The sequence below is a fragment of the Amycolatopsis sp. NPDC043885 genome (assembly GCF_056435685.1).
The window spans coordinates 1,631,174-1,655,745 of the sequence record NZ_JBWKEA010000001.1; the positions used below are offsets into that span (position 1 = coordinate 1,631,174).

At 69.2% G+C, this 24,572-nt stretch carries 23 protein-coding genes, 2 tRNA genes and 1 pseudogene; 9 read left to right on the forward strand and 17 right to left on the reverse strand.

The features are described 5' to 3' along the window. Positions 1–37: 37 nt before the first annotated feature. The 7 genes from lysA to AC069I_RS08225 all read right to left on the reverse strand — a co-directional run bounded on the left by lysA (position 38) and on the right by AC069I_RS08225 (position 6,342). Positions 38–1,381 (reverse strand): diaminopimelate decarboxylase, encoded by a 1,344-nt coding sequence (lysA, locus tag AC069I_RS08195; protein WP_478224275.1) that lies wholly within the window; start codon positions 1,379–1,381, stop codon positions 38–40. Between the two features lie 303 nt (positions 1,382–1,684). Further along, positions 1,685–1,843: a DUF6307 family protein gene (locus AC069I_RS08200; RefSeq protein ID WP_167551730.1), complete on the reverse strand. Its 159-nt coding sequence runs from the start codon at positions 1,841–1,843 to the stop codon at positions 1,685–1,687. Between the two features lie 9 nt (positions 1,844–1,852). Beyond that, positions 1,853–2,032 (reverse strand): RGCVC family protein, encoded by a 180-nt coding sequence (locus AC069I_RS08205; RefSeq protein WP_478224276.1) that lies wholly within the window; start codon positions 2,030–2,032, stop codon positions 1,853–1,855. Next, positions 2,029–3,054, reverse strand: coding sequence for a fatty acid desaturase family protein (locus tag AC069I_RS08210; RefSeq protein WP_478224277.1), 1,026 nt, complete (start codon positions 3,052–3,054; stop codon positions 2,029–2,031). Before AC069I_RS08210 ends, AC069I_RS08205 begins: the two co-directional genes overlap by 4 nt. 433 nt (positions 3,055–3,487) lie before the next feature. After that, positions 3,488–4,411 (reverse strand): dihydrodipicolinate synthase family protein, encoded by a 924-nt coding sequence (locus AC069I_RS08215; protein ID WP_478265061.1) that lies wholly within the window; start codon positions 4,409–4,411, stop codon positions 3,488–3,490. Positions 4,412–4,608: 197 nt separating this feature from the next. Further along, on the reverse strand, positions 4,609–5,079 hold the full coding sequence (locus tag AC069I_RS08220; RefSeq protein WP_478265062.1) for a heme-degrading domain-containing protein: 471 nt from the start codon (positions 5,077–5,079) through the stop codon (positions 4,609–4,611). A gap of 33 nt (positions 5,080–5,112) precedes the next feature. Next, positions 5,113–6,342: a M20 metallopeptidase family protein gene (locus AC069I_RS08225; RefSeq protein WP_478224280.1), complete on the reverse strand. Its 1,230-nt coding sequence runs from the start codon at positions 6,340–6,342 to the stop codon at positions 5,113–5,115. Between the two features lie 76 nt (positions 6,343–6,418). Between AC069I_RS08225 and AC069I_RS08230 the strand changes: the two genes are divergently transcribed. The 3 genes from AC069I_RS08230 (at position 6,419) to AC069I_RS08240 (ending at position 7,668) form a co-directional block, all read left to right on the forward strand. Then, on the forward strand, positions 6,419–6,901 hold the full coding sequence (locus tag AC069I_RS08230; RefSeq protein WP_199745611.1) for a tRNA adenosine deaminase-associated protein: 483 nt from the start codon (positions 6,419–6,421) through the stop codon (positions 6,899–6,901). A gap of 23 nt (positions 6,902–6,924) precedes the next feature. Then, a complete protein-coding gene (locus AC069I_RS08235) occupies positions 6,925–7,377 on the forward strand; it encodes a nucleoside deaminase (RefSeq protein ID WP_478224464.1) in 453 nt (150 codons plus the stop codon). An 84-nt stretch (positions 7,378–7,461) separates the two neighbouring features. Then, positions 7,462–7,668, forward strand: a complete 207-nt coding sequence (locus tag AC069I_RS08240) for a CsbD family protein (RefSeq protein WP_037320359.1) — start codon at positions 7,462–7,464, stop codon at positions 7,666–7,668. Positions 7,669–7,715: 47 nt separating this feature from the next. Here the strand turns inward: AC069I_RS08240 and AC069I_RS08245 are convergent. Together AC069I_RS08245 and AC069I_RS08250 are read right to left on the reverse strand one after the other, a co-directional pair. After that, a tRNA-Ser gene (locus AC069I_RS08245) sits at positions 7,716–7,803 on the reverse strand. Positions 7,804–7,845: 42 nt separating this feature from the next. Continuing rightward, on the reverse strand, positions 7,846–8,391 hold the full coding sequence (locus AC069I_RS08250) for a DUF305 domain-containing protein (RefSeq protein ID WP_478224281.1): 546 nt from the start codon (positions 8,389–8,391) through the stop codon (positions 7,846–7,848). A 94-nt stretch (positions 8,392–8,485) separates the two neighbouring features. Here AC069I_RS08250 and AC069I_RS08255 point away from each other — a divergent pair. Beyond that, a pseudogene (locus AC069I_RS08255) lies at positions 8,486–8,915 on the forward strand (limonene-1,2-epoxide hydrolase family protein). A gap of 332 nt (positions 8,916–9,247) precedes the next feature. Here the strand turns inward: AC069I_RS08255 and AC069I_RS08260 are convergent. Together AC069I_RS08260 and AC069I_RS08265 are read right to left on the reverse strand one after the other, a co-directional pair. Further along, positions 9,248–9,418 (reverse strand): hypothetical protein, encoded by a 171-nt coding sequence (locus AC069I_RS08260; RefSeq protein WP_478265063.1) that lies wholly within the window; start codon positions 9,416–9,418, stop codon positions 9,248–9,250. 126 nt (positions 9,419–9,544) lie between these two features. Beyond that, positions 9,545–10,873 carry a BNR-4 repeat-containing protein gene (locus AC069I_RS08265; RefSeq protein ID WP_478265064.1) on the reverse strand — a complete coding sequence of 443 codons (1,329 nt, stop codon included), beginning with the start codon at positions 10,871–10,873 and terminating at the stop codon, positions 9,545–9,547. A gap of 173 nt (positions 10,874–11,046) precedes the next feature. On the opposite strand from AC069I_RS08265, the gene AC069I_RS08270 reads away from it, so the two are divergent. Further along, the gene (locus tag AC069I_RS08270) at positions 11,047–13,512 is read left to right on the forward strand and encodes an endonuclease/exonuclease/phosphatase family protein (protein ID WP_478265065.1); all 2,466 of its coding nucleotides are present in this window, start codon (positions 11,047–11,049) and stop codon (positions 13,510–13,512) included. A 73-nt stretch (positions 13,513–13,585) separates the two neighbouring features. Here AC069I_RS08270 and AC069I_RS08275 read toward each other — a convergent pair whose 3' ends face one another. The 6 genes from AC069I_RS08275 to AC069I_RS08300 form a co-directional block, all read right to left on the reverse strand. Then, complete coding sequence (locus AC069I_RS08275; protein ID WP_340686313.1) at positions 13,586–13,957, reverse strand: hypothetical protein; 372 nt, start codon at positions 13,955–13,957, stop codon at positions 13,586–13,588. Next, positions 13,950–16,691, reverse strand: coding sequence for an FtsK/SpoIIIE domain-containing protein (locus AC069I_RS08280; protein WP_478265066.1), 2,742 nt, complete (start codon positions 16,689–16,691; stop codon positions 13,950–13,952). The genes AC069I_RS08275 and AC069I_RS08280 overlap by 8 nt, the downstream gene beginning before the upstream one ends. 15 nt (positions 16,692–16,706) lie before the next feature. After that, positions 16,707–16,952 (reverse strand): hypothetical protein, encoded by a 246-nt coding sequence (locus AC069I_RS08285; protein ID WP_478265067.1) that lies wholly within the window; start codon positions 16,950–16,952, stop codon positions 16,707–16,709. A 1-nt stretch (position 16,953) separates the two neighbouring features. After that, positions 16,954–17,214, reverse strand: coding sequence for a hypothetical protein (locus tag AC069I_RS08290; RefSeq protein WP_005167132.1), 261 nt, complete (start codon positions 17,212–17,214; stop codon positions 16,954–16,956). A gap of 142 nt (positions 17,215–17,356) precedes the next feature. Further along, positions 17,357–17,441 (reverse strand) — tRNA-Ser (locus AC069I_RS08295). A 63-nt stretch (positions 17,442–17,504) separates the two neighbouring features. Next, complete coding sequence (locus tag AC069I_RS08300; RefSeq protein WP_478265068.1) at positions 17,505–18,260, reverse strand: PP2C family protein-serine/threonine phosphatase; 756 nt, start codon at positions 18,258–18,260, stop codon at positions 17,505–17,507. A gap of 77 nt (positions 18,261–18,337) precedes the next feature. Here AC069I_RS08300 and AC069I_RS08305 point away from each other — a divergent pair, with 77 nt between their 5' ends. The 4 genes from AC069I_RS08305 (at position 18,338) to AC069I_RS08320 (ending at position 24,568) form a co-directional block, all read left to right on the forward strand. Continuing rightward, positions 18,338–19,990: an N-6 DNA methylase gene (locus tag AC069I_RS08305; RefSeq protein ID WP_478265069.1), complete on the forward strand. Its 1,653-nt coding sequence runs from the start codon at positions 18,338–18,340 to the stop codon at positions 19,988–19,990. After that, entirely contained in the window at positions 19,991–20,875 is an 885-nt protein-coding gene (locus tag AC069I_RS08310) for a serine/threonine-protein kinase (protein WP_478230867.1), read from the forward strand. It abuts the gene before it with no gap. A 94-nt stretch (positions 20,876–20,969) separates the two neighbouring features. Then, on the forward strand, positions 20,970–21,623 hold the full coding sequence (locus tag AC069I_RS08315) for a L,D-transpeptidase (RefSeq protein WP_478265070.1): 654 nt from the start codon (positions 20,970–20,972) through the stop codon (positions 21,621–21,623). A gap of 122 nt (positions 21,624–21,745) precedes the next feature. After that, complete coding sequence (locus tag AC069I_RS08320) at positions 21,746–24,568, forward strand: PQQ-dependent sugar dehydrogenase (RefSeq protein WP_478224291.1); 2,823 nt, start codon at positions 21,746–21,748, stop codon at positions 24,566–24,568. The last annotated feature ends 4 nt before the right edge of the window (positions 24,569–24,572 follow it).

Here is a 24,572-nt window from a genome sequence, read left to right on the forward strand (position 1 = left end):
CGTGACAGGCCGGGCGGTGAGGATTTCGGACGGCACGTCAGCCGAGGTCGCGTTTGAGCAGGTCTTCCTCGGTTTCACGGCGGACGAGCAGCGTCGCCGTACCGCGGGAGACCCCGACCACCGGCGGCCTGCCGACGAGGTTGTAATTCGACGCGAGCGAGTGGTGGTACGCCCCGGTGCACGGGACGGCGAGCAGATCGCCGGGGTGGACGTCGTCGGGGAGCGAGAGCCCGTCCGCGAGGACGTCACCCGATTCGCAGTGCCGTCCGACCACCGTCATCGGCCGCCTGGCCGCGCGGCTGCGCCTGCCGATCAGGCGAGCGGTGTACGCCGCCCCGTAGAGCGCGGGCCGCGCGTTGTCGCTCATCCCGCCGTCGACGGCGACGAAAGTGCGCGAGCCGCGTTTCACCGCGCAGACCCGGTACACCGTGATACCCGCCGGTCCGACGATGGCGCGACCGGGTTCGATCGTCAGTTTCGGCAGGGGGAAGCCGTGCGACGCGCATTCGTAGGCGAGCGCGACACGCAGACGGCGCACATAGCCGTCGATGTCGAAACCCGTGTCCCCGGGCAGATAACGCACGGCGTGCCCGCCGCCGAGATCCAGTTCGCGCAGGGTGACACCGTGCGTCTCGCGGAGTGCGACGAGCACCCCGATCATCTTGCGGGCGGCCAGTTCGTAGAAGTCCACCCGCGACACCTGCGAGCCGATGTGGCAGTGCAGCCCGGCCAGGCGCAGCCCGGGTTGCGCGAGCACCGCGGAGACGGCCCGGCCGAGGTTGTCGCGGACGCCCTCACGCAACGAGAAGCCGAACTTCTGTCCTTCGGTGCCGGTGGTGATCGCCGCGTGCGTGCCCGCCGCGACGTCGGGTGTCACGCGGATCAGCACCTGCTGCGCGCCGGTGGCCAGCGCGCCGAGCTGCTCGATCTCGTCGAGCGAATCCACCACGATCCGGCGGACGCCGTAGGACAGCGCCGCCTTGAGGTCTTCGGGGGTTTTCGCGTTGCCGTGCAGCAGGATCCGCTCGGCGGGGAAGCCGACCGACCGGGCCACCGCGATCTCGCCCGCCGAGCAGGTGTCGAGGGAAAGCCCTTCTTCGGCGACCCAGCGCAGGACCGCGCGGGTGCACAGCGCCTTGCTCGCGTACGCCACCTCTGCGTCCGGCAGCGCCTTCCGGTACGCGCGGGCGTTCTGGCGGACTTCGTCCTCGTCGAGCAGGTACGCCGGTGTCCCGAACCTCGCGGCGAGGTGGGACACCGGCGCGCCGGCGAACAGCAGTTCGCCGCCGGGGCCGAGCCGGGTGCTCCGCGGCCAGACCCCGGGTTCGAGGTGGTCGGCGGCCTCGCAACCGAGGCTGGGCAGGAGCTCGCTGAGCGTCACGGTTACCTCCGCGTCGATCGGTCAGTGCCTTGTCAGCACAACTCCGATCGACCCGGCCCGGCCGTTCCGGCAACGTCTCCCTGACGCTTCGCGAGGCCTCGCTGACGCCTTGTTAACGCGTGAGTAACCCCGGCCACACCTAGGCGGTGCCCTGCAAGTCCTGTTCGCGGTCTCCGCGCTCAGGCGGTCCCTGACGGCACGGGCGGACGCGGCCGAGTACGACCCGGTACGAGGCCGATCCGTCCGCACCGCCAGAAACCACCTGGATCACGAAGCCCATCGAACAGACTTACAGGACACCGTCTAGCGCACGGGCTCCGGCACGGTGTCGAGCGCCCGCACCATGTGCACGGCCAGCGCGAACGCCGCCTCGTTGTCGAGGTCGGTGTGTTCGTTGACGATCTTCTTCACGGTGTCGACCCGGATTTCGTACCGGGAGACGGGGACGGTGTCGGCGTTCATGGCGATCCTCTATTCGGTTGTTTCGGGCTTCGTGGCGCAGGTGCAGCCGCGGCTGAAGCCGCCGGCCGCGGTCGCGGTGCAGAACCGGCGGGCGATCGCGTCGTGCGCGGACAACGGATGCGGGCAGCTCGGGCACCGGTCGTCGGCGGCGGGCTCGGCGACGTCGCCGGGGGAGCAAGCGGAGGTCATCGCGCACCCGCCGGTTGAGCACGGAGGGGTGCCCCGACTTCGTGCAGATGCCGGAGCACGTAGCCGTACGACGCCGCCCAGCCGCACTGCGCGTAGTCGATGCCGTGCTTCGCGCAGAACTCGCGCACGATCACCTGCGCGTGCTTCAGGTTCGGCCGCGCCATGCTCGGGAAGAGGTGGTGCTCGATCTGGTAGTTGAGGCCGCCGAGCGCGAAGTCCGCGACCGGGCCGCCGCGCACATTGCGCGAGGTGAGCACCTGCTTGCGCAGGAAGTCGAGGTTGTGTCCGGCCGACAGTGTCGGCATGCCCTTGTGGTTCGGGGCGAACGAGCAGCCCATGTACACGCCCCAGAGGCACTGGTGCACGGCGATGAAGACGAAGCCGACACCGGGCGAGAGGACCACGAACACCGCGGTCAGGTACGCGGCGACGTGGGCCAGCATCAGCGCCGACTCGAGCTTCCGCCGTTTGAAGCCGCGCTGGAAGATCGCCGTCACACTCGACGCGTGCAGGTTCAGGCCTTCCAGCAACAGCAGCGGGAAGAACAGGAACGCCTGGTATTTCGCCATCCAGCGCAGGAAACCACGCCGTTCGGTGCCCTGCGCCTTGGTGAAGATGAGTGCGGCGAGGTTGACGTCCGGATCCTCGTCTTCGTGGTTGGGGTTGGCGTGGTGGCGGGTGTGCGTGCCGATCCACCAGCCGTAGCTAAGCCCGGTCAGTCCACCGTGGACGAAACCGGTTACGTCGTTCGCCTTGCGGCCGCGGAAGATCTGCTTGTGTCCCGCGTCGTGGCCGATGAAGGACAGCTGTGTGAACATCATCGCGAAGAACGCGGCGAGGAACAGCTGCCACCAAGAGTCCCCGAGGTGCGCGAAGGCGACCCAGCCGCCCGCGAAAGCGAGCAGGTTCAAGGAGATCTTCACCGCGTAGTACTTTCGCCGCCGGTCGAGGAGGCCGGCGTCTTTGACCAATTTGGACAGTTCGGCGAAGTCGCTGCCCTGCCTCGTCTGTGTGGAGGTCATGGGGGATCACACCGTTCTGGTTCGTGAAAGTGGACAATCCAGCAACGGGTTCACAAACACCGAAAGGGTCTGGTTCGGCCGAGAAAGGGCACTGGTACCACAACACGCCACGGTCGCTCCGTGGCCTGCTTCCAGTGTTCCACGGCGACGGAGCGGAAGCAATTCACCAAAGCGGCACGATCTGGCGTACAGTCGAAGACATCGAGGGAAATTTCCCCCGATTCCGTCCGGTCGCGAGAATCGATCGGAGACAGGAGCACCGGCCAGACATCGTTCTTCGCGCTCATGGTCCCACCGGCCTCGCCGGTGAGCAGCCGCCCGCCGCGCTACAGCGCGCCCCGAGGCGCCCATCAGGGCCACGCCGCGATCGTCGATGGCCACGACCTCTGACCTGTCACCGTGTCCGCGCCCGCCCCAGTAGGCGCGGACACGGTCAGAAAAGGCCCCAGCCGGCCAGTGCCGCGGAGACCTGCTCCCGTTCCCCACCGGTCAGCGCGCGGCTCGGCGGCCGGACGTCGGCGCGGCACAAACCCTGCTGTGCCAACGCTTCCTTCACCACGCTCACATTGTTGGCGTTGCCGTCCGCGGCCCGTAACTCCTCGAACGGCCGGACGCGTTCCCAGCAGGACATCGCGCCGCGGAAGTCGCCGTCGCGCAGCGCGCGGAACATCTCCAGCGAGAGCGACGGCGCGACGTTCACCAAACCCGACGTGAACCCGGTCGCGCCGACGGCGAAGTAACCCGGTGCCGACAGCTCCGCCAGCCCGGCGATCCACGTGAAGCGATCGATCCCCGCGTCCCGTGCCACCGCGGCGAACCGCACCGGATCCGGCACCGCGTACTTCACCCCGATGACGTTCTCGGCGGTGTCGGCGAGCCTGGCCAGCCGCTCGCCGTCGATCCGCGCGTCGCGCACGTACGGCACGACACCCAGCTCCGGGACCGCCGCCGCGATGGCGCGGTGGTACTCGACCCAGCCCTCCGCCGAGACATACGGATGCACCGGCTGGTGGATCATGATCAGATCGGCGCCCACTTCACGGGCGTGCCGCGCCGCGCCGATCGCCGTCCGGACGTCGTGCCCGACCCCGGCGACCACGCTCGCCCGGCCCGCCGCGGCCTTGACCGTCAGTTCGAGGCAGTGCCGGGTCTCGGCCGCGTCCAGCGCGTAGAACTCGCCGGTGTTCCCGTTCGGTGTCACGACGCCGACCCCGCCGTCGATCACCCGGTCCACCAGTTTCGCGTAGGCGTCCGGATCCACGGCGCCGTCGGCGTCGAACGGGGTCACCGGGATGGCCACGACCCCGGACAGCCGCCGCTTCCGCTCGCCGAAGCGGGAAGAGGAGATCACTGGCATGTCCTATCTGATATATGATGTGACGCCTTACGGTAGCACTGCGGACAAATGGACCGGGCGTCCTGAAACTTGGGACGAGTGGTCGGAGCGGGCGGGTGCGGAGAGCGAGGGACCTTTGCTGCCGCGCTCCCCAGCGGGAGGTGGTAGCAAAGGTCCCTTGCTCTCTTTCGGCAGGTCAGAGGCGGGTCGGAGTCCGCTCAGGACCGCGTGGCGAGGAAGAGTTCCAGCTGCTCGACGACGAACGCGTGATCGTCGGCCTGCGGCAATCCCGAGACGCCGACGGTGCCGACCGGGCCCACGCCCTCGACGATCACCGGGAACACGCCGCCGTGCGCGGCGTAGAGATCCGGGTCGAGCCGGGAATCGGCTTCGAACGTCGTGCCCTTCGCGCGGAACTGCTCACCGACGAGGAACGAACTGTGCCCGTAACGGTCGACGACGCGGCTCTTGCGGTCGATCCACGCGTCGTTGTCGGCCGAGGTGCCCGGCAACGCCGCGTGGAACAGCCGCTGCCCGCCGCGGCGCACGGAGACCGTCACCGGGAGGGCGCGGTCCCGTGCCGCCGCGAGCAGGTGGGCACCCAGCTTCAGCGCGGTCTCGTTGTCGAACCGGCGGAAGACCAGGCGCTCCTCCTGTGCGGCCAGGACGGCCAGGGTGTCATCGCTCATGGCACCCATTAAATCAACGCTGTTGTGTAATGGCTACCGAAGGGCGTCCAGCGCGAAAGCGGCGTACATCGCGACGCCGTTGGCCATCGCGTCCTCGTCGAAGACCACCCGGTTCGAGTGGTTCGCCTCGACCGTGGCCAGGTCGGCGCCGGGCGGGCAGGCGCCGAGGAAGGCGAACGCGCCCGGAATCCGCTGCAGGACGTAGGAGAAGTCCTCCGCGCCCATCACCGGGTTCTCCATGACCTCGGAGTTGCGGGCGCCGAGGACCTCGGCCGCCAGATCCAGCACCCGCGCCGCGACCTGGGGGTCGTTCACCGTGACCGGGTAGCCGGGGAGGACTTCGGCGCTCACGCGGACGCCGTGCGCCGCGCCGACCGCCTCGCACACCTTCGGTAGCTCATCACGGACGAACGCCTGCGTCCGCTCGGACAGCGTGCGGATCGTGCCCTCCAGGAACGCCGTCTCGGGGATGATGTTCGTCGTCGTCCCGGCCTCGATCCGGGTGACCGAGACCACCGCGGGCTCGAACACGCTGACCTTGCGGGTCACCATCGTCTGCAGCGCGCTCACCATCGCGGCCGCCGCCGGCACCGGGTCGATCGCCTGGTGCGGCGCCGAGCCGTGCCCGCCCCTGCCAGTGACGGTGACGTGGAAGCTGTTGGCCGACGCCATGATCGGCCCCGGCCGCGTCTGCACGACGCCGGACGCGGCCGAGGTGAAGATGTGCAGGCCGAACGCCTTCTCGACGCGCTCGCCCGAGGCATCGAGCACACCCTCGTGGATCATGTGGCGCGCGCCGTGCTCGCCCTCCTCGCCGGGCTGGAACATGAACACCACCGACCCGGCCAGCTCGTCGACGTGCTCGCTGAGCAGCCGTGCCGCCGACGCCAGCATCGCGACGTGGGTGTCGTGCCCGCAGGCGTGCATCGCGCCGTCGTCCTCGGAGGCGAAGTCGAGGCCGGTGTCCTCGTGCAGCGGCAGCGCGTCCATGTCGCCGCGGAGCAGGATCGCCGGGCCCGGCTTCGCGCCGCGGAGGACGGCGGTCAGCGAGGTGGTCGATTTGCCCTCGATGATCTCGAGCGGCAGGCCTTCGAGGGCCGCTTTGATCGAGGACTGGGTCTTCGGCAGGTGGAGCCCGATCTCCGGATTCCGGTGGATCTCCCGGCGGAGCTCTACGGTTTTCGCCTGGAGCGCGCGGGCCTCCTCCAGCAATCCGGCGAAGCGCGCGTCGGGGAGGGTGGGCAGGTCGGTGGGTCCGGTCATGTCTCGATAGTGGCGCATGCGGCGCTTCGGGCGCACCGTGCGTGCGTTCCGAATGCGGGCGGAATACGGTGTGCGCATGGCGGTGCAAGAGCCGATCACGGGGTTCGCGGTGGCCGTGGTGCGGGAGGACGGTCGGTGGCGGTGCAGCTCTCTTGATCCGGGGGCGCTCGCCGAACTCGACGCTGCGATCACCGAGCTCGGGAAACTGCGTTCCACAGGTGCCGCGTTCGGGCTGCTGGCGGTCGACGACGAGTTCTTCGTGATCGTCCGGCCGAGCCCCAGAGGTCCCTCGTTACTGTTGTCCGACGCCGCCGCGGCGCTCGACTACGACATCGCCGCGGACGTCCTCGACGTGCTGAGAGTCGATCCCCCGGACGAGGACGACGACGCGGTCTGGCCGGAAGGCGACCTGGAGATCCTGTCCGACCTCGGACTCCCCGGGGCCGAACTGCAGGTGATCGTCGGCGAGGTCGACCTCTATCCGGACGAACAGCTCCAGATGGTCGCGCAGCGGTGCGGGTTCGCCGCCGAGTTCTCCAAGATCCTGGACGAGATCTGAGCCCCGCCGCCTCCGCCGCCGACATCGCCGCCGTCCGGGCGGCGATCGCGGCGGCGCGAGGTGCGGGCGACGACGTGCCGATCGGCGCCGTCGTCCTGTCGCCGGACGGGACCCCGCTCGCTTCCGCGCGCAACGCCCGTGAAGAACTCGGCGACCCGACGGCGCACGCGGAGATCCTCGCGCTGCGGGCCGCGTCCGAGAGCTATGGCGACGGCTGGCGGCTCGAAGGCTGCACGCTCGCGGTGACGCTGGAGCCGTGCACGATGTGCGCCGGCGCGCTCGTGATGGCCCGGGTCGCGAAGGTCGTCTTCGGCGCTTGGGAACCCAAGACCGGGGCCGTGGGGTCGCTGTGGGACGTCGTCCGCGATCGGCGGCTCAGTCACCGCGCGGAGGTCGTCGGCGGCGTGCTGGAGGCCGAATGCGCGGCCCTGCTCGAAGAGTTCTTCCACGGGCGACGGGGTAACCGCACCGGGTGACAGATGTGTCGGATCCCGTGGCCCGGGTAATCCGGAGGCAGGCGGCCGCAAACGGCGGCCGCGGTCGAAGGAGGAACATCCGCCATGAGCGTTTTCGACAAGGCGAAGGACAAGGCCGAACAGGCCATCGGCGCCGCCAAGGAGAAGCTCGGCGAGAAGACCGGCAACCAGGACCTCGCGAACTCCGGCCGGGCCGACCAGACCGAAGGCCAGGTCAAGGAGGCCGGGCACGACCTGCGCGACCGTGCGGAAGGCGGCGTGCAGGACCTCAAGGACAAGTTCAACAAGTAGTCCCGGACGCAGAAGAGCCGGTCTCCGTGGAGACCGGCTCTTCGCTGCGGTGGCGGTGGGATTTGAACCCACGGACGGGTATTAACCGTCACACGATTTCGAGTCGTGCTCCTTCGGCCGCTCGGACACGCCACCGCCGAGAACAATACCGGAGGGCCTTCCGGAGCCTTCAGGGGGTCAGGAAAGCTGCGCGGTGATCTCGTCGATCGCCGCCGTCTGGTTCTCCACGATCTCCCGCGCGAGCGCCTTGGTCTCGGCGTGCTCGCCCGACGACAGCACGGTCTTGGCCATCGCGACGCCGTTGCGCAGATGCTCGGCCATCAGCGGGAGCCACACCTTGTCGAACTCGGCGCCGGACAGGTTCTGCAGCGAGGCGACCTGTCCCTCGGTGATCATCCCCGGCATCGCGTGCCCGGCGTGACCCGCCGCGGGGAGAACGGCCGCGTTCCACGATTGCAGCCAGCCGGTCATCGTCTGGACCTCTGCCGACTCGGCCTTGACGATCTTGGCGGCGGTGGCCTTCACGTACTCCGAGGCCGACCGTTCCGAGGCCAGGTTCGCGACCTGGATCGACTGCTGGTGGTGCGGCACCATCTGCTGGGAGAAGGTGATGTCGGCCTGGTTGGCGCCCGGTGTCGCCGGTGCGGCGCCCGTGGCCGTCGAGCAGCCCGCGAGCACCCAGACGACCAGCCCGAACAGGGCCATCGGCAGTCGCCGTCGCATCGATACCTCCGTAGTCAGGGGAAAGCGGCCCCTCTCCTCCTGTGATACGGCTGTGACCTTCCGGCGGTTCAAAATCGGATCAGCCTTGGCGGGCATGACGGATCCGAAGACAGTGGTGACCGGTTTCCTTCAGGCCCTCGAAGAGTTCGACGTCGATCGGGCGCTCGGCTTCGTGGCGATCGACATCGTCTATCAGAACGTCCCGCTGCCCCCCGGCCCGCGGCCTTTCGGCGGTGGAGAAGCAGTTGCGCACCATGGCCCGCTACGGCAGCGGGTTCGAGGCGCGCACCCACCACATCGCCGCCGACGGGCCGATCGTGCTGACCGAGCGCACCGACGTCCTGCGACGTGGATCGTGGGAGGCCGAGTTCTGGGTGTGCGGCACGTTCGAAGTGCGCGACGGCCGGATCGTGCTGTGGCGCGACTACTTCGACTGGATGACGTTCCTGGCCGCGAGCGCGAAGGGCGCGGGCAAGGCGGCGGTCGCCGGCGCGAAAAGACTCGTGAGTGGCAAGGACGGTTAGGGCCAAGAGCGTCTTGGGTGCCTACTGGATTTGGCTGGGGCTGATCATGTGTCCGTGAAGGCCTCCATGCCTACCCTGAGGGTAGTGAAGGAGGCCTTCACGGACCTTCAGGGTCAGCCGAGGGAACTCGACCTTCATGTACTTCAGGCGGGCACGGGCGCCGGAACGGGCCCACCGAACGCCTCGTGAGTGGCAAGGACGGTTAGAACCGTCCTTACCACTCACGAGGCGAAACGACACACCGCCGGTGTACGGGCTCCGTCCTCCCCCGACGGGTCCCGTGCACCGGCGGTGCGCCCCCAGTTCCCCCTGCTCGCCCTCCCCGGCGAGCGTCAGAAGGTCGTGTGCCGGTCGGCCATGTCGGCCTCGCGCAGTACGGCGTCGAGCCGCGCTCCGCCGAAATGGGCCACCTGCCGCCCGCCGCGTTTCCGGTCGCGCAGATCGACGGCGAGCGCGATGGTCAGCAGCAGAACCAGTGCCGTACCGACGATGAGCCAGTTCATCGGACACCTCCTCCGGCGACGCGAGCCGAGGATTTGTGTCCTCGCTCACGTCGCCAAAGGTAGCTCCGGGAATGCCGGGTCGTACCCGGACTTGAGGTTCATTTAAGGCAGCGGAACACCAATGGGCTATTTGCGCGGGACTCCCGCGACATAAATGTCACCGTCGGCCACGGAGACGTCACGGGCACTGGACGCGCCGGTCGCCAGAATGCGGGCCGGGTCCCGGAAACCGGTGATCACTTCGACGCGCTGGACCGGTTTCGGTGTGGTGATCACCGTTTCCGGCCGCCAGACGCGGCCGTTCTCGAGCAGGAACGTTTCAATGCCCGGTTTTCCGTCGCGGGTTCCGTAAACGCGCCAAGTGCCGCCATTGAGCTGTTCGATCTCGCGCAATCGGAGCCCGTTCGCGACCTCGCGCACCTCCCAGTTCCGGCCGTTCCACGCGGCCGCGAAATCGCGCGGCGAGCCCGCGGCGTCGAACTGGAACCACGTGACGAACGGTTTGCCGTCGCGCTGGGTGCCGACCTGCAGGATGTAGTCCGGCGACTTGAGCCCGCCGGGGAGTTCGAGCGGCGTTTCGGCGACCTTGAGATACCGCTCCTGTTCGGCGTCGTCGACCTGCGTGCCGAGGTCGTGGCCCGCGGCGGAGAAGAAGCGCAGGGTGCGGACGTCGAACGACAGGTGGTAGACGTTCCGGTGGTAGACGTCGTGCTTGTGCTGCGACGGCCCACCGCCCGCGAGCGTGTAGACGAACTGGATCCGCCCGCTCGACGGCAGGTATCGCAGCTGCCCGACATAGATCTCGTCCATGTGGTCGGCCCGGCCCAGCGAGCCGAACGCCCACCGCTTCCCGGTCAACCGCACGGAGTTCTTCCACGTCTTCCCGTGGTCGCGGGAAACGAGGTACTTCATCGGGCGGAAGTCGGAGTCCGCCGTCGGATCCCGTTCCTTCGTGGTCTCGCGGTAGAACAGGAACAGCGTGCCGTCGACGGTCTTCACCGGCATCGGATAGCTCGCCGCGTCCCCCTCCGGGACCTCGACGCCGGTCCAGGTGCCGTCGAGGGAATGGGCGAGCGGCGCGCGGCTGATCACGGTCCGCGTGTTGTGCATGCCGCGGAAGATCAGCAGATGCCCGTCGCCGGCCAGCAGCATCGTGGGGTAGTTGTGCGGATCGGACTCGCCGTCGGCGATCTTCTTCGGCGCCGTCCAGACGCCGGTCCGGTGGTCGTAGGCCTGGACGTAGGTGTCCGCGGCCTTGCCGGACCACGAGATGAAGGTCTTGCGCGCGATCGGGTCGAAGATCCCGCCCGCGTTCGGCCGCCGGTCGGTGCGCGACGCGACCGTGCTCGCCGGGGTCATCACCTCGAACGCGGCCTTCTCCGGTGGTTTGGCGGCCGCCAGGGGAACCGGGATCACGAGACCGGCCGCGATGAGCGCGCAAAGCAGTCTGCGCATGAAGACGCCTCCTGGTGTGTAACAGGCGGCGGAGCTTGATCTTCGCACGCGGTGACTCGGCGCGACCAGGGTCCGAACGGGCTAGCGGTGACGAATCGTTGTCTTGTCGTCTTCCTCATTTCACTTGTTCGGGGGAGTATGCCTCGACCGATCTTGTGAAAAGGGGACTCAGCGTGACCACATCCCGACGTGCCGCCCGGAGACGGGCCCTGACCGTGGCCGTCGCCTCCGGCCTGGTCGTGAGCGGCGTCTCCGCTCCGGCCGCGCTCGCCGCGCCCAGCGCCGACGCCGTGATCGCCGAGGTCTACGGCGGTGGCGGCAATTCGGGCGCCACGCTGACCAACGACTTCGTCGAACTCGCCAACCGCGGCACGGCCGCCGTGAGCCTCGACGGCTTCAGCGTCCAGTACGCGCCCGCGTCGGGGAACAGCTGGCAGGTAACGCCGCTGGCCGGCAGTGTCGCGCCGGGTGCGCGGTACCTCATCGCGCAGGCGAAGGGCTCGGGCGGCACGGTCGCGTTGCCGTCACCGGACGCCACCGGTTCGCTGGCCCTGTCCGCGACCGCGGGCACCATCGCGCTCGTCCAGGGCACCACGGCGCTGACCTGCAAGACGGCCGCCGACTGCGCGGCCGACACCCGGATCAAGGATCTGGTCGGCTTCGGCGCCGCCGCCGTCATCCGCGAGGGTTCGACGGCGCCGGCGCCGTCCAACACCGCCTCCGTCGCCAGGGGGACGACGCTCGCGGACACCGACGACAACGCCGCGGACTTCACCTCAGGCTCGCCCACCCCGACCAACGGCAAGGGTGAGACGCCGGGCGAGACCGGCCCGCCGCCGGTCGACGCCAAGATCCACGACATCCAGGGCACCACCCGGATCTCGCCGTTCAAGGACCGGAAGGTCGCCGGGGTCACCGGCGTCGTCACCGCGATCCGGAGTTTTGGTTCGGCGCGCGGGTTCTGGATCACCGACACCGCGCCCGACGCCGACCCGCGCACCAGCGAGGGCCTGTTCGTCTTCACCGGCTCGACCACGCCCGCCGTGGCCGTCGGCGACGCGGTGACCGCCGCGGGCACCGTCCGCGAGTTCTACCCGGACGCTCCCGCGACCTCGCCGTACCAGTCGCTCACCGAGCTGACCAGTGCACAATGGACGGTCCAGTCGAGCGGGAACGCCCTGCCCGCCCCGACCGTCGTCTCGCCGGACACGGTCCCGGACACCGTCGCCCCCGCTCCGGGCGGCAGCATCGAACCGCTGCCGCTGGAGCCCGCGAAGTACTCGCTGGACTTCTGGGAGACGCACGAGAGCGAGATCGTCAGCGTCTCCGACGCGCGCGTCGTCGGCCCGACGTCGAGGTTCAACGAGCTTTACGTGACCACCAAGCCGAAGCAGAACCCGAGCGTCCGCGGCGGCGCGGTGTACCTGGACTACGACCGGCTCAACACCGGCGTGCTCAAGGTCGCGTCGCTGATCCCGTTCGCCCAGCAGCCGTTCCCGAAGGTCAACACCGGCGACGTGCTCACCGGCGAGACCTCCGGCCCGGTGGAGTACAGCAACTTCGGCGGCTACACGCTGTTCGCGACGAAGCTGGGCGCCGCCAAGGACAACGGGTTGCAGCGCGAGAGCACCCGCGCCCAGCGCAGTGGTGAGCTTTCGGTGGCCACCTACAACGTCGAGAACCTGTCCGCTTTGGACAGTGCGGAGAAGTTCGGCGAGCTGGCCAAGGCCGTCGTCGGGAACCTGGCGAAGCCGGACATCCTGAACCTGGAAGAGATCCAGGACAACAACGGGCCGGCGAACGACGGTACCGTCGCCGCCGACCAGACGTTGCAGAAGTTCGCCGACGCGATCGTCGCCGCCGGCGGCCCGCGTTACGAGTGGCGTCAGATCGACCCGGAGAACGGCAAGGACGGCGGCCAGCCGGGCGGCAACATCCGCGTCGGCTTCCTGTTCAACCCGGCGCGGGTGTCCTTTGTGGACCGCAAGGGCGGCGACGCGACCACTCCGGCCGGCGTGGTCAAGGAGCGCGGCAAGACCCACCTCACCGTCTCGCCCGGCCGCGTCGAGCCCGGGAACGAGGCGTGGGAAGCCAGCCGCAAGCCGCTGGTCGGCGAGTTCGTCTTCAAGGGCCGCACCGTGTTCGTCATCGCGAACCACTTCAACTCCAAGGGCGGCGACCAGCCGACCCACGGCCGCAACCAGCCGCCGGTCCGGAGTTCCGAGGTGCAGCGGGCCAAGCAGGCGACCGTGCTACGCGGCTTCGTCGACAAGCTGCTCGCGTCGGACAAGAACGCGAACATCGTGGTCGCCGGTGACATCAACGACTACCCGTTCTCGCCCGCCGTGCAGACGCTGACCGCCGGTGGCGCGCTGAAGGACCTCATCGCGTCGCTGCCCGAGAACGAGCGGTACAGCTACGTTTTCGAGGGGCAGTCGCAGGTGCTGGACCACATCCTGGCGTCGAAGGCGCCGCGCGGGCTCGACTACGACGTCGTCCACCTGAACGCGGAGTTCGCGAAGCAGGCTAGCGACCACGACCCGCAGGTGCTGCGGTTCCGGCCGAGTGCGGGCAACCCCGTCCAGGACGCGTTTTACGACTTGGCGGACTACCTGGAGAAGGTGCTCGGCCAGCTGTGATCCGCAATTAGTCCTCTGGATGCGGTAGTTGCACACGCAAGTACCGCATCCAGAGGACGAAACGCGGGTGAAGTCAGGAGCGTTTGGCGCGCCACCCTAGGGAAAGCACCGCCTGCACGAGTTCCTGGTAGCTCGGCTTGACCTCTTCCAGGTACTTCTCCAGGTACCCGGGCCGCGCGGTCGGCACCGGTTTCGGGTCCTCGTCTTCGGGCAGCCACGAGAGCCCTTCGACGTTGTGCTGCGCCATCTTCCACCAGCGCGTGCACCGGTCGACGGCGCGTTGCTCGCGTTCGGCGGCGTCCGCGACGGCCTGGTGCGCCTCGGCGAGCCGTGCCTCCAGTTCGTCCGCGCGGCCGATCTCCCAGTTGCGGAGGTTCTCCGCCGAAGCGCGCGCCAGGCCGACGATCTCCTTGTACCGCATGGCCGCGGTGATGCCGTCATCCATCGAGAAGCCCTTCCGGACGCTGGAACGGGATGATCACCTCGGGGGCGCCGTGGGTGGTGCGGTCGAAGAACAGCGCCCGGCCCGGTCGCGGTGACCAGTGCACGACCTGGCCGGCGGCGAACGGCGACAGTTCGTTGCCCTGGACGTCCAACGCCGCCCAGGTCCCGATGTCGTCCGTGCCCGCGAAACCGAGCGTGTCCTTCAGGCGGGCGATGCTGCGCCACCAGCCGATGGTGTGAACGCCGTGTGTCGGGCCCTGCTTCAGCAGCACCCGCAGCTGATCCAGACCGCTCTTGAGCTGTCCGGGTGCCTTCGCCTCCAGCGCGGGGATCGACGCGTCGACGCCGTACAGGAGCAGAACCTGTGCTTTGTCCAAAGAGGACAGATTTTCCGCGATATCGATTACCCGGGCGGGTAAATCGTCGACAAGGGTGGCCTGGTGTCCCTCCGCGCGCAGCCGCTCGGCGAGTTCGGCCACCGCGGGGACGGACGCTTCGATGGGGCACGAGAGCACGAACTCCACCGACCCGCAGTGATACTGGCGAGCCAGCGATCGAGCGGCGGAGTCCATGATGGACAATGCTTCCGCGGTGGCCGCGCCGAGGACGGCGACGTTGCGTCCCGGTGCCTTCGGCAGCTCGACCCCGCAGGCGGCCTCGTCGACGTCGATGGACTGGCCGAGCAGCGCCCGCGGCCGATCCGTCGGCTTCAGGTCGGCGAACGCCGGGAACTGTTCCAGCACAGGGGAATGCGCCCCGTCGAACAGCCGGGGCCGCTTGAACGACTCCGCGTACTGCTCCCAGAGCCGGTGCTGCAGTTTGTTGAAGACGTCCTTGGTGCTCGCGTCCGGTACGTGGGCGAGCTGGTTCCCGTGCGCCACCCCGGAATCGTGGTTGATCACCGCGTGCCACTTCGGCGCGGAGACGGCCGCGTTGTTGGTCTCGGCCAGCACGCGCCGCGCCTTCGGCATCGCGATCCGCAGCGTGCACTGCTCGAACACCGCCGGTTTGCCCCAGAAGGCCTCGATCCCGGCGACGTCCTGGCTCGCCAGCACCAGGTGGATGCCCTGAGACCGGCCTCGCCGCGCGATGTCCTCCAGCAGCTGGGTCGCGGTCGCCGTCACGCCGTCGCGGCCGGCGAACAGGTACTGGAATTCGTCGATCACCGCGACGATCCGCGGCCAGTGCCCGCCGGGGTCCTGTTCGCGCAGGTCCGCGAGGTTGGTGACCTCGTGCAGTTTCGCCGCGGCGGACCGGCGGCGCAGCTCGTCGGCGAGGAACCGCAGCAGCGCCAGGCCGAACTCGCGGTCGGTGTTGACGTTGACCCCGATGAGCTTGGCGTGCGGCAGCCAGCTGGCGTCCCGCCGCCCCGGCGCGAGCCCGGCGAACGACACGCCCTCCTTGAAGTCCAGCAGGTACAGCGCGAGCTCGTCCGGCGAGTACCTGGCCGCGAGGCTGCCGAGCAGCGAGTACAGGAAGTTCGTCTTACCCGAACCGCTCGGACCGCCGATGAGCACGTGCGGGCTGGCGTCACCGATGACGACCTCCACCGGCTCGCCCTCGAAGAACCCGACCGGTGCCCGCAGCTCGCGCGCCGAGCTCTCCTTGCCCAGCTCGGTCGGCAGGAGGTCGGTGAACGCGCGGGGCCCGCCCTGTTTGGCGATCAGCGCCTCGGCGATCCGCCCGGCGGCGCGGATGACCTGCCCGGACGGCATCGGCGGGTCGAGGTCGACGATCAGGTCGGGGCCGGTCATGCTGCTCTTCGCGCGCCGCTCGTCGTGCAGGCTCAGCGATTCGACCGACGTCGACAGCATGGTCGGCACGTCGATCAGGATCAGGCAGATCCCGGCCGCGAGCGCCCCGGTGGCGACTCGTTTCAGTTCGCGGGCGCGCTCCGGTTCGAGGGTCTCGCCGTTGCCGTACAGCACCGCGACGCGGAACGGTTCGACGCGCTGGCCGCTCGCCCGCCGGATCTCCCTCAGCGACGTGTGCCCCGCCTGCATCCCGGTCGCGTGGATGCGGCGGATGTGACCCGCCAGCTCGTCGAGGAGGTCTTCGAGCCGTCCCGGGTCGTAAAGCGTGAGCGCGCTCGTGCGGCTCAGCGGGTACAGGTCGGGAAGGATCGCGGTCAGCTGCCCGACATCCCACAGGTGGACGCGCACCGCGCCGGGTTCGAACGTGCTCAGGATCCGCATCAGCAGGTTCTGCACGATGCCGTCCACCGCGGCCCTGGTCTTGGGCGCCGACGTGATGGACAGGTGCGACTCGTCGAGCAGGGGCACCGCGACGTCGAACGTGCGCGGGACGTCCTTGCCCGAAACGGTCGCCGAGCCGACGCGCCACAGTCCCGGCGCGGTGATGCCGGGATTTCCGCCGACGCGGCCGAGCCAGTTGCCCGGCGGCTGGCTCGCGGGCCCCGGCGCGTTGTGCGCGACGAGTTCGCGCAACGCGTTCGGGCCGGCTTCCCAGTCCGCGTAGAACTGGCCGCGCACGCTGCCGAGCTGGCCGAACACCTCGTTCGCGGCGGGATGCCGGGACCATTCGGCGTACTGCTCCGAGGTGGAGTTGTTCATCCCCACCCGGACTATGTGCTGTTCCAGCTCCAGTTTGGCCAGTTCCGCCTCGGCGTACTGGCGGGCGCCGGCGGCGGCGCCGAGGACGAGCCCGATCTGGTGCCGGACCCGTTCCAGCGCCGTAACGACGCGATTGCGCTGTTCACTCGCTTTGCTGCCCATACCGGCTCGCCGATCTCAGAGGCGGGATTGGTAGCCGCTGACCAGGTCGTCAGCGGCGGAAAGGCGCGTCAGGAGATTTTCCATTCCCTCGTCGGCCTGCGCCAGCTGCGGCGGCACCCAGGGCACGGCTTGGGCCTGGGGTTCCACTATGGCGCGCCTGGACTCCTCGAGCAGGCTCCTCGCCCGCTCGGCATGGGCGCGTCCGTCGGCGAGGCCGGTTTGGACCGCCGTCAGCAGCTGGTGCAGCTCCTCGAAGTACATGTCAGAGACGGGTCGAGTACGACTCGGCCGACGAGATGCCCGCCTGGATGGTGCTCTGCATCCCGGTGATGCCCTGCAGGGCCTCGGCGAGGAGCCCGTGTGCCTGGCTCACCTCGTGCTGGGTGCTGCCCTGGGTGGCCTGGGAAAGCGAAAGCTGGGCTTCTTCGAGAGACTGCGCTGCCTGCTGAAGTGCGGCGATGCTCGCGGATGCCTTCTCGTTCGCGAGCGCGATACCAGCGCGGATCTCTTCGACTCCGGCCATTTTGGCGGACTCCCTTGGGACGTCGGGGGGCTGGAACGACCACTATTAAACTTAGCGTGATCAACTGACTCTGTTAAGTGAAGGTCCTGCTAAGTAATCAACAAGGCCCCGGACGTCGGAACGTCCGGGGCCTTGCTGACGGCGGAGGATACAGGATTCGAACCTGCGAGGGCGTGAACCCAACACGCTTTCCAAGCGTGCGCCTTAGGCCGCTCGGCCAATCCTCCGTGGGGAACTTTACCGGATGCCCTTTCGCCCCCGCGAAGGCGGGTCTGACCTGCGTTTGCGGCTCAAGTGGCCGCGGGGACGGTGGTGTCGACGACGTCGGCCACGACGCAGGTGATGTTGTCCGGCCCGCCACCTTCGTTGGCCAGGTCGATCAGCCTCGGGACGGTCTCGGCGGGATCTTGGAAGGCCCCCAGGACGTCCTTGATAACGGTTTCGACAACCGTTGCCGTTAACCCGTCCGAGCACAGCAGGAGACGGTCTCCGGGCGCGGCGTCGAAGGTCCAGATGTCCGCTTCGCCGCTGCCGGTGCTCAAGAGCGCCTTCATCAACAGCGAGCCGCGAGGGTGTCCCTCGACCTCCGACGGGTCGATGCGCCCGTCGTCCGCGAGGGCCTGCGCGAGCGTGTGATCGCGGGTGAAGCGCTGAAGCGTGCCGCCGCGGAGGAGGTAGCCCTTCGAGTCGCCGATGTGGGCGGCGGTGAAGTGGGAGCCGTCGAACAGCACTGTCGTCAGAGTGGTGCCCATGCCCCGCGTCTCGGGCTCCTGCTCGGCCGTCGCGGCGAGCCGGTCGTCGATGGCGCGAAGGCCGCCGGAGAGCACCTCGACCAGGTCGACGTCCGCGAGGTCGAAGCCGCGGAGGTCCTTGTCGAGCCGGGACAGGACACCCACCGCCTCGGCGCTGGCCACCTCGCCGTGCGGCTGGCCGCCGATGCCGTCGGCGACGGCCAGCATCCTGGTGCTGGCGTAGACCGAGTCCTGGTTGACCTGGCGCCGCCGCCCGACGTCCGAGCCGGCGGCGTACCGAAGGGTGTACCTCATGGAGCCCAGTAAAGCAGTTGTGTACTGAGTTCACAAACAAAGGGTTGGAATAGTCGGCTGTCGGTTACGATGCGGCGATGGAGGAGCAAGCCACCGTCACCGCGGCGGACATCGCGCGGATCGCCGGCGTCGGCCGCGCCGCCGTCAGCAACTGGCGTCGACGTTACGGCGATTTTCCGCCGCCTGTCGGCGGGACGGCGTCGAGCCCCTTCTTTTCCCTGGTCGCCGTCGAAAAGTGGCTGCGTGAGCGGGGGAAGCCGGTCGAGATCTCGCTCGGGGACCGGATCTGGCAGCGGCTGCGGAACCTCGGCGACGACCTGGCGCTCGGCGACCGGGTCGGCAGGGTGGGGTCGTACCTTTCGCGGCGGCATGCGTGGACCTTTTCGCCGCGTTACGACGACGCCGAGCTGCTCGAACTGCTGGACCGGTTCGCCGCCGAGCGAGGCGCGCGCGAGGCCTACGAGTTCCTGTGCGATCGCTACGTCGAGGCGCACTCCCGGCAGCTGTCCGTCACCGCGGGGCCGGTGGCCGCGTTGATGTCCCGGCTCATCGGTCCCGCACCCGGCGTGGTGCTCGACCCCGCGTGCGGCCTCGGGACGCTGCTGCTCGCCTCCGGCGGAACCCGGCTGCTCGGCCAGGTCGACGATCCGGCGACCTCGTGCATCGCGGCGCACCGGCTGCTGCTCGCGGGCGCGGACATGGAGATGTACGGGGCGGACGCCCTGTCGATGGACTCCTACGAGGGGGTTCTCGCGGACACCGTCGTCTGCGATCCGCCGTTCAACGAACGGGAATGGGGCTACGACGAACTCGTCGGCGACCCACGCTGGGTGTACGGCCAGCCGCCGCGTGGCGAGCCGGAACTGGCCTGGGTGCAGCACTGTCTCGCGCATGTGAAACCCGGCGGGCTGGTCGCGATCCGCATGCCGCCCGCCGCCGCCGGACGCCGCACCGGACGGCGGATCCGCGGGAATTTGTTGCGGGCCGGGGCTTTGCGTGCCGTGGTCACGGTCGGCGGGGCGGATCTCTGGCTGCTGCGGCGGCCGGAGCCCGGGGAGCGGCCGCCGTCCAGGGTGCTCCTGCTGGCCGATCCGTCCACTGTGGAGGAACAGTGGCGGGAGCACCTGCGCGGCGTCGAGGTGCCGGGTGCGGTGCGGATCATCGATCTGCTCGACGAGGAGATCGACCTTTCCCCCGCGCGGTACCAGGATCGGGACGAACACGCGGGCGAGGCCTTCCTCGAAGTCCGAAGGTGTTTCGAGGGAATCCGGCCGGAGCTGCCGTCGCTGGCGGTCTCCGACGAGAAGCCCTCGTTCGTCACGATCGGCGAGCTGCTGAAGTCCGGCGTGCTCACCGTGCCGGAATCGGTGGAAGAAGGCGACGTCGTCGCGTCGCCCTCCGCGCCCGCTCATGTCCACAGTGGAGAGACGGTCGCGGCCGAGCCGACGATGTCGAAGTACCGCACCGATCCCGAACGGCTGGACGCCGCGTTCCTCGCCGGATGCCTGCGCGCGGCGGGGCAGATCGCCCCGACCTCCTCGACCAGGATCGACCTCAAGCGCACCCGGATCCCGCGCCTGCCGATCGATGCGCAGCGCGCCCACGGGGAGGCGTTCACCCGGCTCGCCGCCTTCGAGGCCGCCCTGCGCGAGGCGGCGGAATCGGGCCTGGAGCTGGTGAGGCTAGGCTTGACGGGACTGACTGAGGGCCAGCTCAAGCCGGAGAACTAGGTGCTGATCGCGGACCGTTACGAACTCGACGAGCTGCCGCTCGGCAGGGGTGGGATGGGCGCGGTCTACGCCGGCCACGACCGGCATCTCGGCCGCCGCGTGGCGGTGAAGTTCCTCGGCCTTCCCGGTGGTCCCGACGCCGAACTCGAACAGCGGTTCATCCGCGAGGCGCGGATCCTCGCGACCCTGGAACACGCGGGCGCGCCGACGCTGTACGACTTCGGCACCTACGACGAGCGGTTGTACCAGGTCATGCAGTTCATCGAAGGCGTGACCGTCGCGGATCTCGCCGCCGAACACGGCCCGCTGCCGGTGCCGTGGGCGGCCGCGATCGCCGCGCAGGCCTGCGCCGTGTTGTCCGCCGCGCACGCGTTGTCCATCTGCCACCGCGATCTCAAACCCACCAACCTGATGCTGTGCCCCGACGGCAGCGTGAAGGTGCTCGACTTCGGCCTCGCGATGCTGCGCGAGACCGACGTCGCCCAGTTCACCCGCGCCGGGCAGATCCTGGGCACCCCCGCGTACATGGCGCCCGAGCAGATCCAGCGGGGAATCGCCGGACCGCGCAGCGACCTGTACGCGCTGGGCTGCGTACTGCACGAAATGCTGACCGGCAGGCAGCTGTTCACCGGGCCCACGGCGTACGCGGTGTTCGAGAAACAGGTCAAGGAGAGTCCGGCCGAAGTGGACGGTGTCCCGCGTGGACTGAACGACCTGCTCGCGGACCTCCTGGAGAAGGACCCGGAACGGCGTCCCGTGGACGCGAACGAACTGTTCGGCAGGCTGGCCGGGTTCGCGCGGGAGCTGCCGCCGCTGCCCGGATATCTGGACGAAGGCGCCAATCCGGGCCGGATGTACGCGCGGGTCGTCGGCCGCGTGCCCTGAGACGCGATCGTGACCTTCCGATCAACAACCCCGGACGGGTGAGCTCCGTCTTTACCCATGTCGGACGGACCACGGGCAAACGGGGGTACGGGTCGTGAAGAAGTTCCTGGTTGGCGTGACCGCACTGGCCACCGCGCTGGCGTTGACCGCGTGTTCCGGCGGCGCGGGCGGCGGCGCGCCCGGCGGCGGGGCCGTCGCTCAGGGCGACCCGGCGGGCGGGACCACGACCACGTCCGCGCCTGCCACGTCTTCGCCGACGCCGACGCCGACGCCGAGCAGCTCCAGTTCCACGCCGAAGCCGACGTCTTCGAAGCCCAAGCCGACGCCGAAACCCACGCCGAAACCCACGCCGAAGCCGGCGCCCAAGCCCGCCCCGAACGCCGCCGACATTCCCTGCAAGGCCGCGCTGGCCTCGCCGGGTGTGAGTGCCTGCGTGGACCTCTCCGCGCTGAAGACGTGGCTGCTGCAGGACGGCAAGGTCATCTACGGCCCGGTCAAGCAGCTGCCCGGCAAGAAGGGGTACGCGACGCCGACGGGTGTCTTCCACGTTTCGGCGAAGGTCAAGAACTACCACTCGAAGGCCTTCGACGCGCCGATGCCGAACTCCGTGTTCTTCCTGCCGGGTATCGCGTTCCACACCGGCAGCCTCTCGGTGTACTCGCACGGCTGCATCCACCTGTCCGCCGCGGCTTCGCAGAAGTACTTCACGATGCTGCAGAAGGGTGGCGTCGTACAGGTCGTGGCCTGACCGCTCCACCGCGTGACGATCATTTCGGTTCGATTGCTTTGACATAAACGAAAGCCCCTGAGGGCAATGACTTACCCGCCTCCGGCGACGTGTCATGACACGCCGGAAATGGGGAAGCGCCGATGAAGCCGAGCAGGGCACTCACTCGCGTACTTGTCGCACTGTCGGTTTCAATCCTTCTTCTCCCGGGCTGGGTGGGCGCGCCGGAAGCGACCGCGGCGCCCTCCCTGCCTTCCGGCTTCGTCCTGCGTGACCAGCCGAGCGGTCAAGCCGCGTTCGACCTGACCGATTTCGCTTATCTGCCGGACGGTTCGGTACTCAGCACCGGCAAGAGCGGCAAGCTCGCCTGGGTGCCCGCCGCCGGTCCGGCGCGGACGATCGCGAACCTTCCCGTCCACGACGACGGGGACCTCGGTCTCGTCGGACTGGCCGTCGCGCCGGATTTCGCCACCTCGCGCCAGATCTACCTCACGTGGTCGTTCGACACGGGCGGCGGCGCGTTCACCATGCGGGTGGCGCGCTGGACGGTGACCGGCACGGACGTCCCCACGGGTCTCGCGAACGAACGAGTGCTCGTCGACCTTCCCGGGTTCCACGACGTCCACGGCATCAGCGGGCTCGTCGCGGCACCCGACGGGACTTTGTGGATCTCCATCGGCGACGCCGCCGACTTCACCCGGGTGGATCCCGGTGCGCTGCGCTCGCTCGACCTCGATCAGCTCTACGGCAAGATCCTGCACGTCACCCCGGACGGCGCCGGCGTCCCCGGCAACCCGTACTACTCAGCCGCCGCGCCGGACGCCACTCGTTCCAAGGTCTTCTCCAGCGGCTACCGCAGTCCGTTCCGGTTCTCCCTCGATCCGCGGCTCGGCCTGCCGGTCGTCGGTGACGTCGGCTGGAACACCTGGGAAGAGGTGGACGTCGTGCGGCCGGGGGCGAACCACGCCTGGCCCTGCTGGGAAGGAAACGCCCCGACACCGGGGTATTCCGGCCTCGCGGGTTGCGCGGGAGTGGTCAACACGCCGCCGGTCACCGCGTACCACCACGGTTCCGGTGCCGACGAAGGGAACAGCGTCACCGCGGGGATCGTCTACAGTGGATCGTCCTATCCGGACGAATACCGAGGCGCGTTCTTCTTCGGGGATTACGTCACGCAGAAGATCTGGACGATGACGTACGACAGCCAGGGCAGGCTCGTCCGCGCGCCCGAGCGGCCGCCGAAGTTCACCGGCGTCGGCGGGCCGGTCAAGTTCGCGGCCGCGGCCAACGGCGACATCGTCTTCGCCGACATCCACACCGGGAACCTGCGTCGGCTCAGCTATCCGGGGACGAACGCGGATCCGGTCGCGGTGGCGGCGTCGAGTGCCGAGCCGTCGACGAGGACGGTGACCTTCGACGGCGCCGGTTCCTACGATTTCGACGGCGATCCGCTGACGTACCACTGGGATTTCGGCGACGGCACGAGCCGGACCGGTGTCCGCGTGACCCATTCCTACGGCGCCGAGGTCGAACGGGCGACAGCGCGCCTCACCGTCACCGATCGGCTCGGCGCGTCCGCGAGCGCCGACGTCGTCGTGGTGCCGGGCAACCATTCGCCGGAACTCGCGATGACGGATCCCGGTTCGCGGACGTTCGCCGTCGGGGAACCGGTCGTCGCCGAGGTGATGGCCACCGACGCCGAGGACGGTGCGCTGCCGGTCGCGTGGACCACGCTGATCCGCCATTGCCCGGAGGAGGCGACCTGCCACGCGCATCCCGGTTCGCCGGGCGGCGGGCCGGTTTTCACCGTGCCCTTCACCGATCACCAGGACTCCCGCGTCGAGATCACCGCGACGGTGACCGACCGCGCCGGGGTGACGGCGAGCAGGACCTACGTCGCGATGCCACGCGAGCACCGGTTGACCCTGACCTCCACCGTCCCCGCGGCGCTGAGCATCCCGGCGGAGGGCGGGGTCAACACCGCGATGGTGACCGAGGGCGCGACGTTCGAGGTCGTGGCGGAGGAGGTCGCCGCGGACGGCGTTTCGACATTCGCGAACTGGTCCGACGGGCGGACCACGCGCACGGTGACCGTCACCGCCCCAGCGGGCGACCTGACCCTGACCGCGAACTACCTCACCCCGATCGACCGGCGCTACCAGGCGGAACCCGCGCTGCGGCAACGGCTCGGCGTGCCCATCGGGCCGGAGGTCACCGACGGGCCCGTGCGCTACCGGCCGTACACGAACGGCAGGCTCTACTGGAGCGCCGAGACCGGTGTGAAGCAGATGGAGGGCCAGATCCTGGCGAGGTACCTCGCGCTGGGCGGGCACCGGATGTTCGGGCCGCCCGCGACCGACGAGACCGCCACGCCGGACGGCGTCGGCCGGTACAACCACTTCCCGCACCGGCCTGGCCCGATGCGGTCGTCGATCTACTGGACCCCGTCGACCGGCGCGCACGCGGTGTACGGGCGGATCCGGGTCAAGTGGGCGGCGCTCGGCTGGGAGCTCGGGCCGATGGGATACCCGGCCACCGACGAGATGGGCACCCCGGACGGCGTCGCCCGCTACAACCACTTCAGCAAGAAGGCGTCGATCTACTACACCCCGCAGACGGACGCGCGCGCGATCTGGGGCCGTATCCGCGTCCGGTGGGAGGCGCTGGACTGGGAGCGCGGACCGATGGGGTACCCGGCCACCGACGAGACGAGCACCCCCGACGGCGTCGGCCGGTACAACCACTTCACGAAGGCCGGCTCGATCTACTGGACGATGGCCACCGACTCGCACGCCGTCTATGGGGCGATCCGGCAGCGCTGGGCCGCGCTCGGCTGGGAGCGGTCGTACCTGCGTTACCCGACGACGGACGAGTTCGGCATCCACATCGGACGGCAGAACAGCTTCCAGGGCGGCTACGTCACCTGGAACCGGACCACGGGCCAGGTGATCGACCGACGGTGGTGATCAC

What these genes read in the sequence shown, in the direction of transcription:
- AC069I_RS08200 (WP_167551730.1), bottom strand. Translation starts at nt 1,843, where the DNA reads ATGAACGCCGACACCGTCCCCGTCTCCCGGTACGAAATCCGGGTCGAC.
- AC069I_RS08205 (WP_478224276.1), bottom strand. Translation starts at nt 2,032, where the DNA reads ATGACCTCCGCTTGCTCCCCCGGCGACGTCGCCGAGCCCGCCGCCGAC.
- AC069I_RS08210 (WP_478224277.1), bottom strand. Translation starts at nt 3,054, where the DNA reads ATGACCTCCACACAGACGAGGCAGGGCAGCGACTTCGCCGAACTGTCC.
- AC069I_RS08215 (WP_478265061.1), bottom strand. Translation starts at nt 4,411, where the DNA reads ATGCCAGTGATCTCCTCTTCCCGCTTCGGCGAGCGGAAGCGGCGGCTG.
- AC069I_RS08220 (WP_478265062.1), bottom strand. Translation starts at nt 5,079, where the DNA reads ATGAGCGATGACACCCTGGCCGTCCTGGCCGCACAGGAGGAGCGCCTG.
- AC069I_RS08225 (WP_478224280.1), bottom strand. Translation starts at nt 6,342, where the DNA reads ATGACCGGACCCACCGACCTGCCCACCCTCCCCGACGCGCGCTTCGCC.
- AC069I_RS08230 (WP_199745611.1), top strand. Translation starts at nt 6,419, where the DNA reads ATGGCGGTGCAAGAGCCGATCACGGGGTTCGCGGTGGCCGTGGTGCGG.
- AC069I_RS08240 (WP_037320359.1), top strand. Translation starts at nt 7,462, where the DNA reads ATGAGCGTTTTCGACAAGGCGAAGGACAAGGCCGAACAGGCCATCGGC.
- AC069I_RS08250 (WP_478224281.1), bottom strand. Translation starts at nt 8,391, where the DNA reads ATGCGACGGCGACTGCCGATGGCCCTGTTCGGGCTGGTCGTCTGGGTG.
- AC069I_RS08260 (WP_478265063.1), bottom strand. Translation starts at nt 9,418, where the DNA reads ATGAACTGGCTCATCGTCGGTACGGCACTGGTTCTGCTGCTGACCATC.
- AC069I_RS08265 (WP_478265064.1), bottom strand. Translation starts at nt 10,873, where the DNA reads ATGCGCAGACTGCTTTGCGCGCTCATCGCGGCCGGTCTCGTGATCCCG.
- AC069I_RS08275 (WP_340686313.1), bottom strand. Translation starts at nt 13,957, where the DNA reads ATGGATGACGGCATCACCGCGGCCATGCGGTACAAGGAGATCGTCGGC.
- AC069I_RS08280 (WP_478265066.1), bottom strand. Translation starts at nt 16,691, where the DNA reads ATGGGCAGCAAAGCGAGTGAACAGCGCAATCGCGTCGTTACGGCGCTG.
- AC069I_RS08285 (WP_478265067.1), bottom strand. Translation starts at nt 16,952, where the DNA reads ATGTACTTCGAGGAGCTGCACCAGCTGCTGACGGCGGTCCAAACCGGC.
- AC069I_RS08290 (WP_005167132.1), bottom strand. Translation starts at nt 17,214, where the DNA reads ATGGCCGGAGTCGAAGAGATCCGCGCTGGTATCGCGCTCGCGAACGAG.
- AC069I_RS08300 (WP_478265068.1), bottom strand. Translation starts at nt 18,260, where the DNA reads ATGAGGTACACCCTTCGGTACGCCGCCGGCTCGGACGTCGGGCGGCGG.
- AC069I_RS08305 (WP_478265069.1), top strand. Translation starts at nt 18,338, where the DNA reads ATGGAGGAGCAAGCCACCGTCACCGCGGCGGACATCGCGCGGATCGCC.
- AC069I_RS08320 (WP_478224291.1), top strand. Translation starts at nt 21,746, where the DNA reads ATGAAGCCGAGCAGGGCACTCACTCGCGTACTTGTCGCACTGTCGGTT.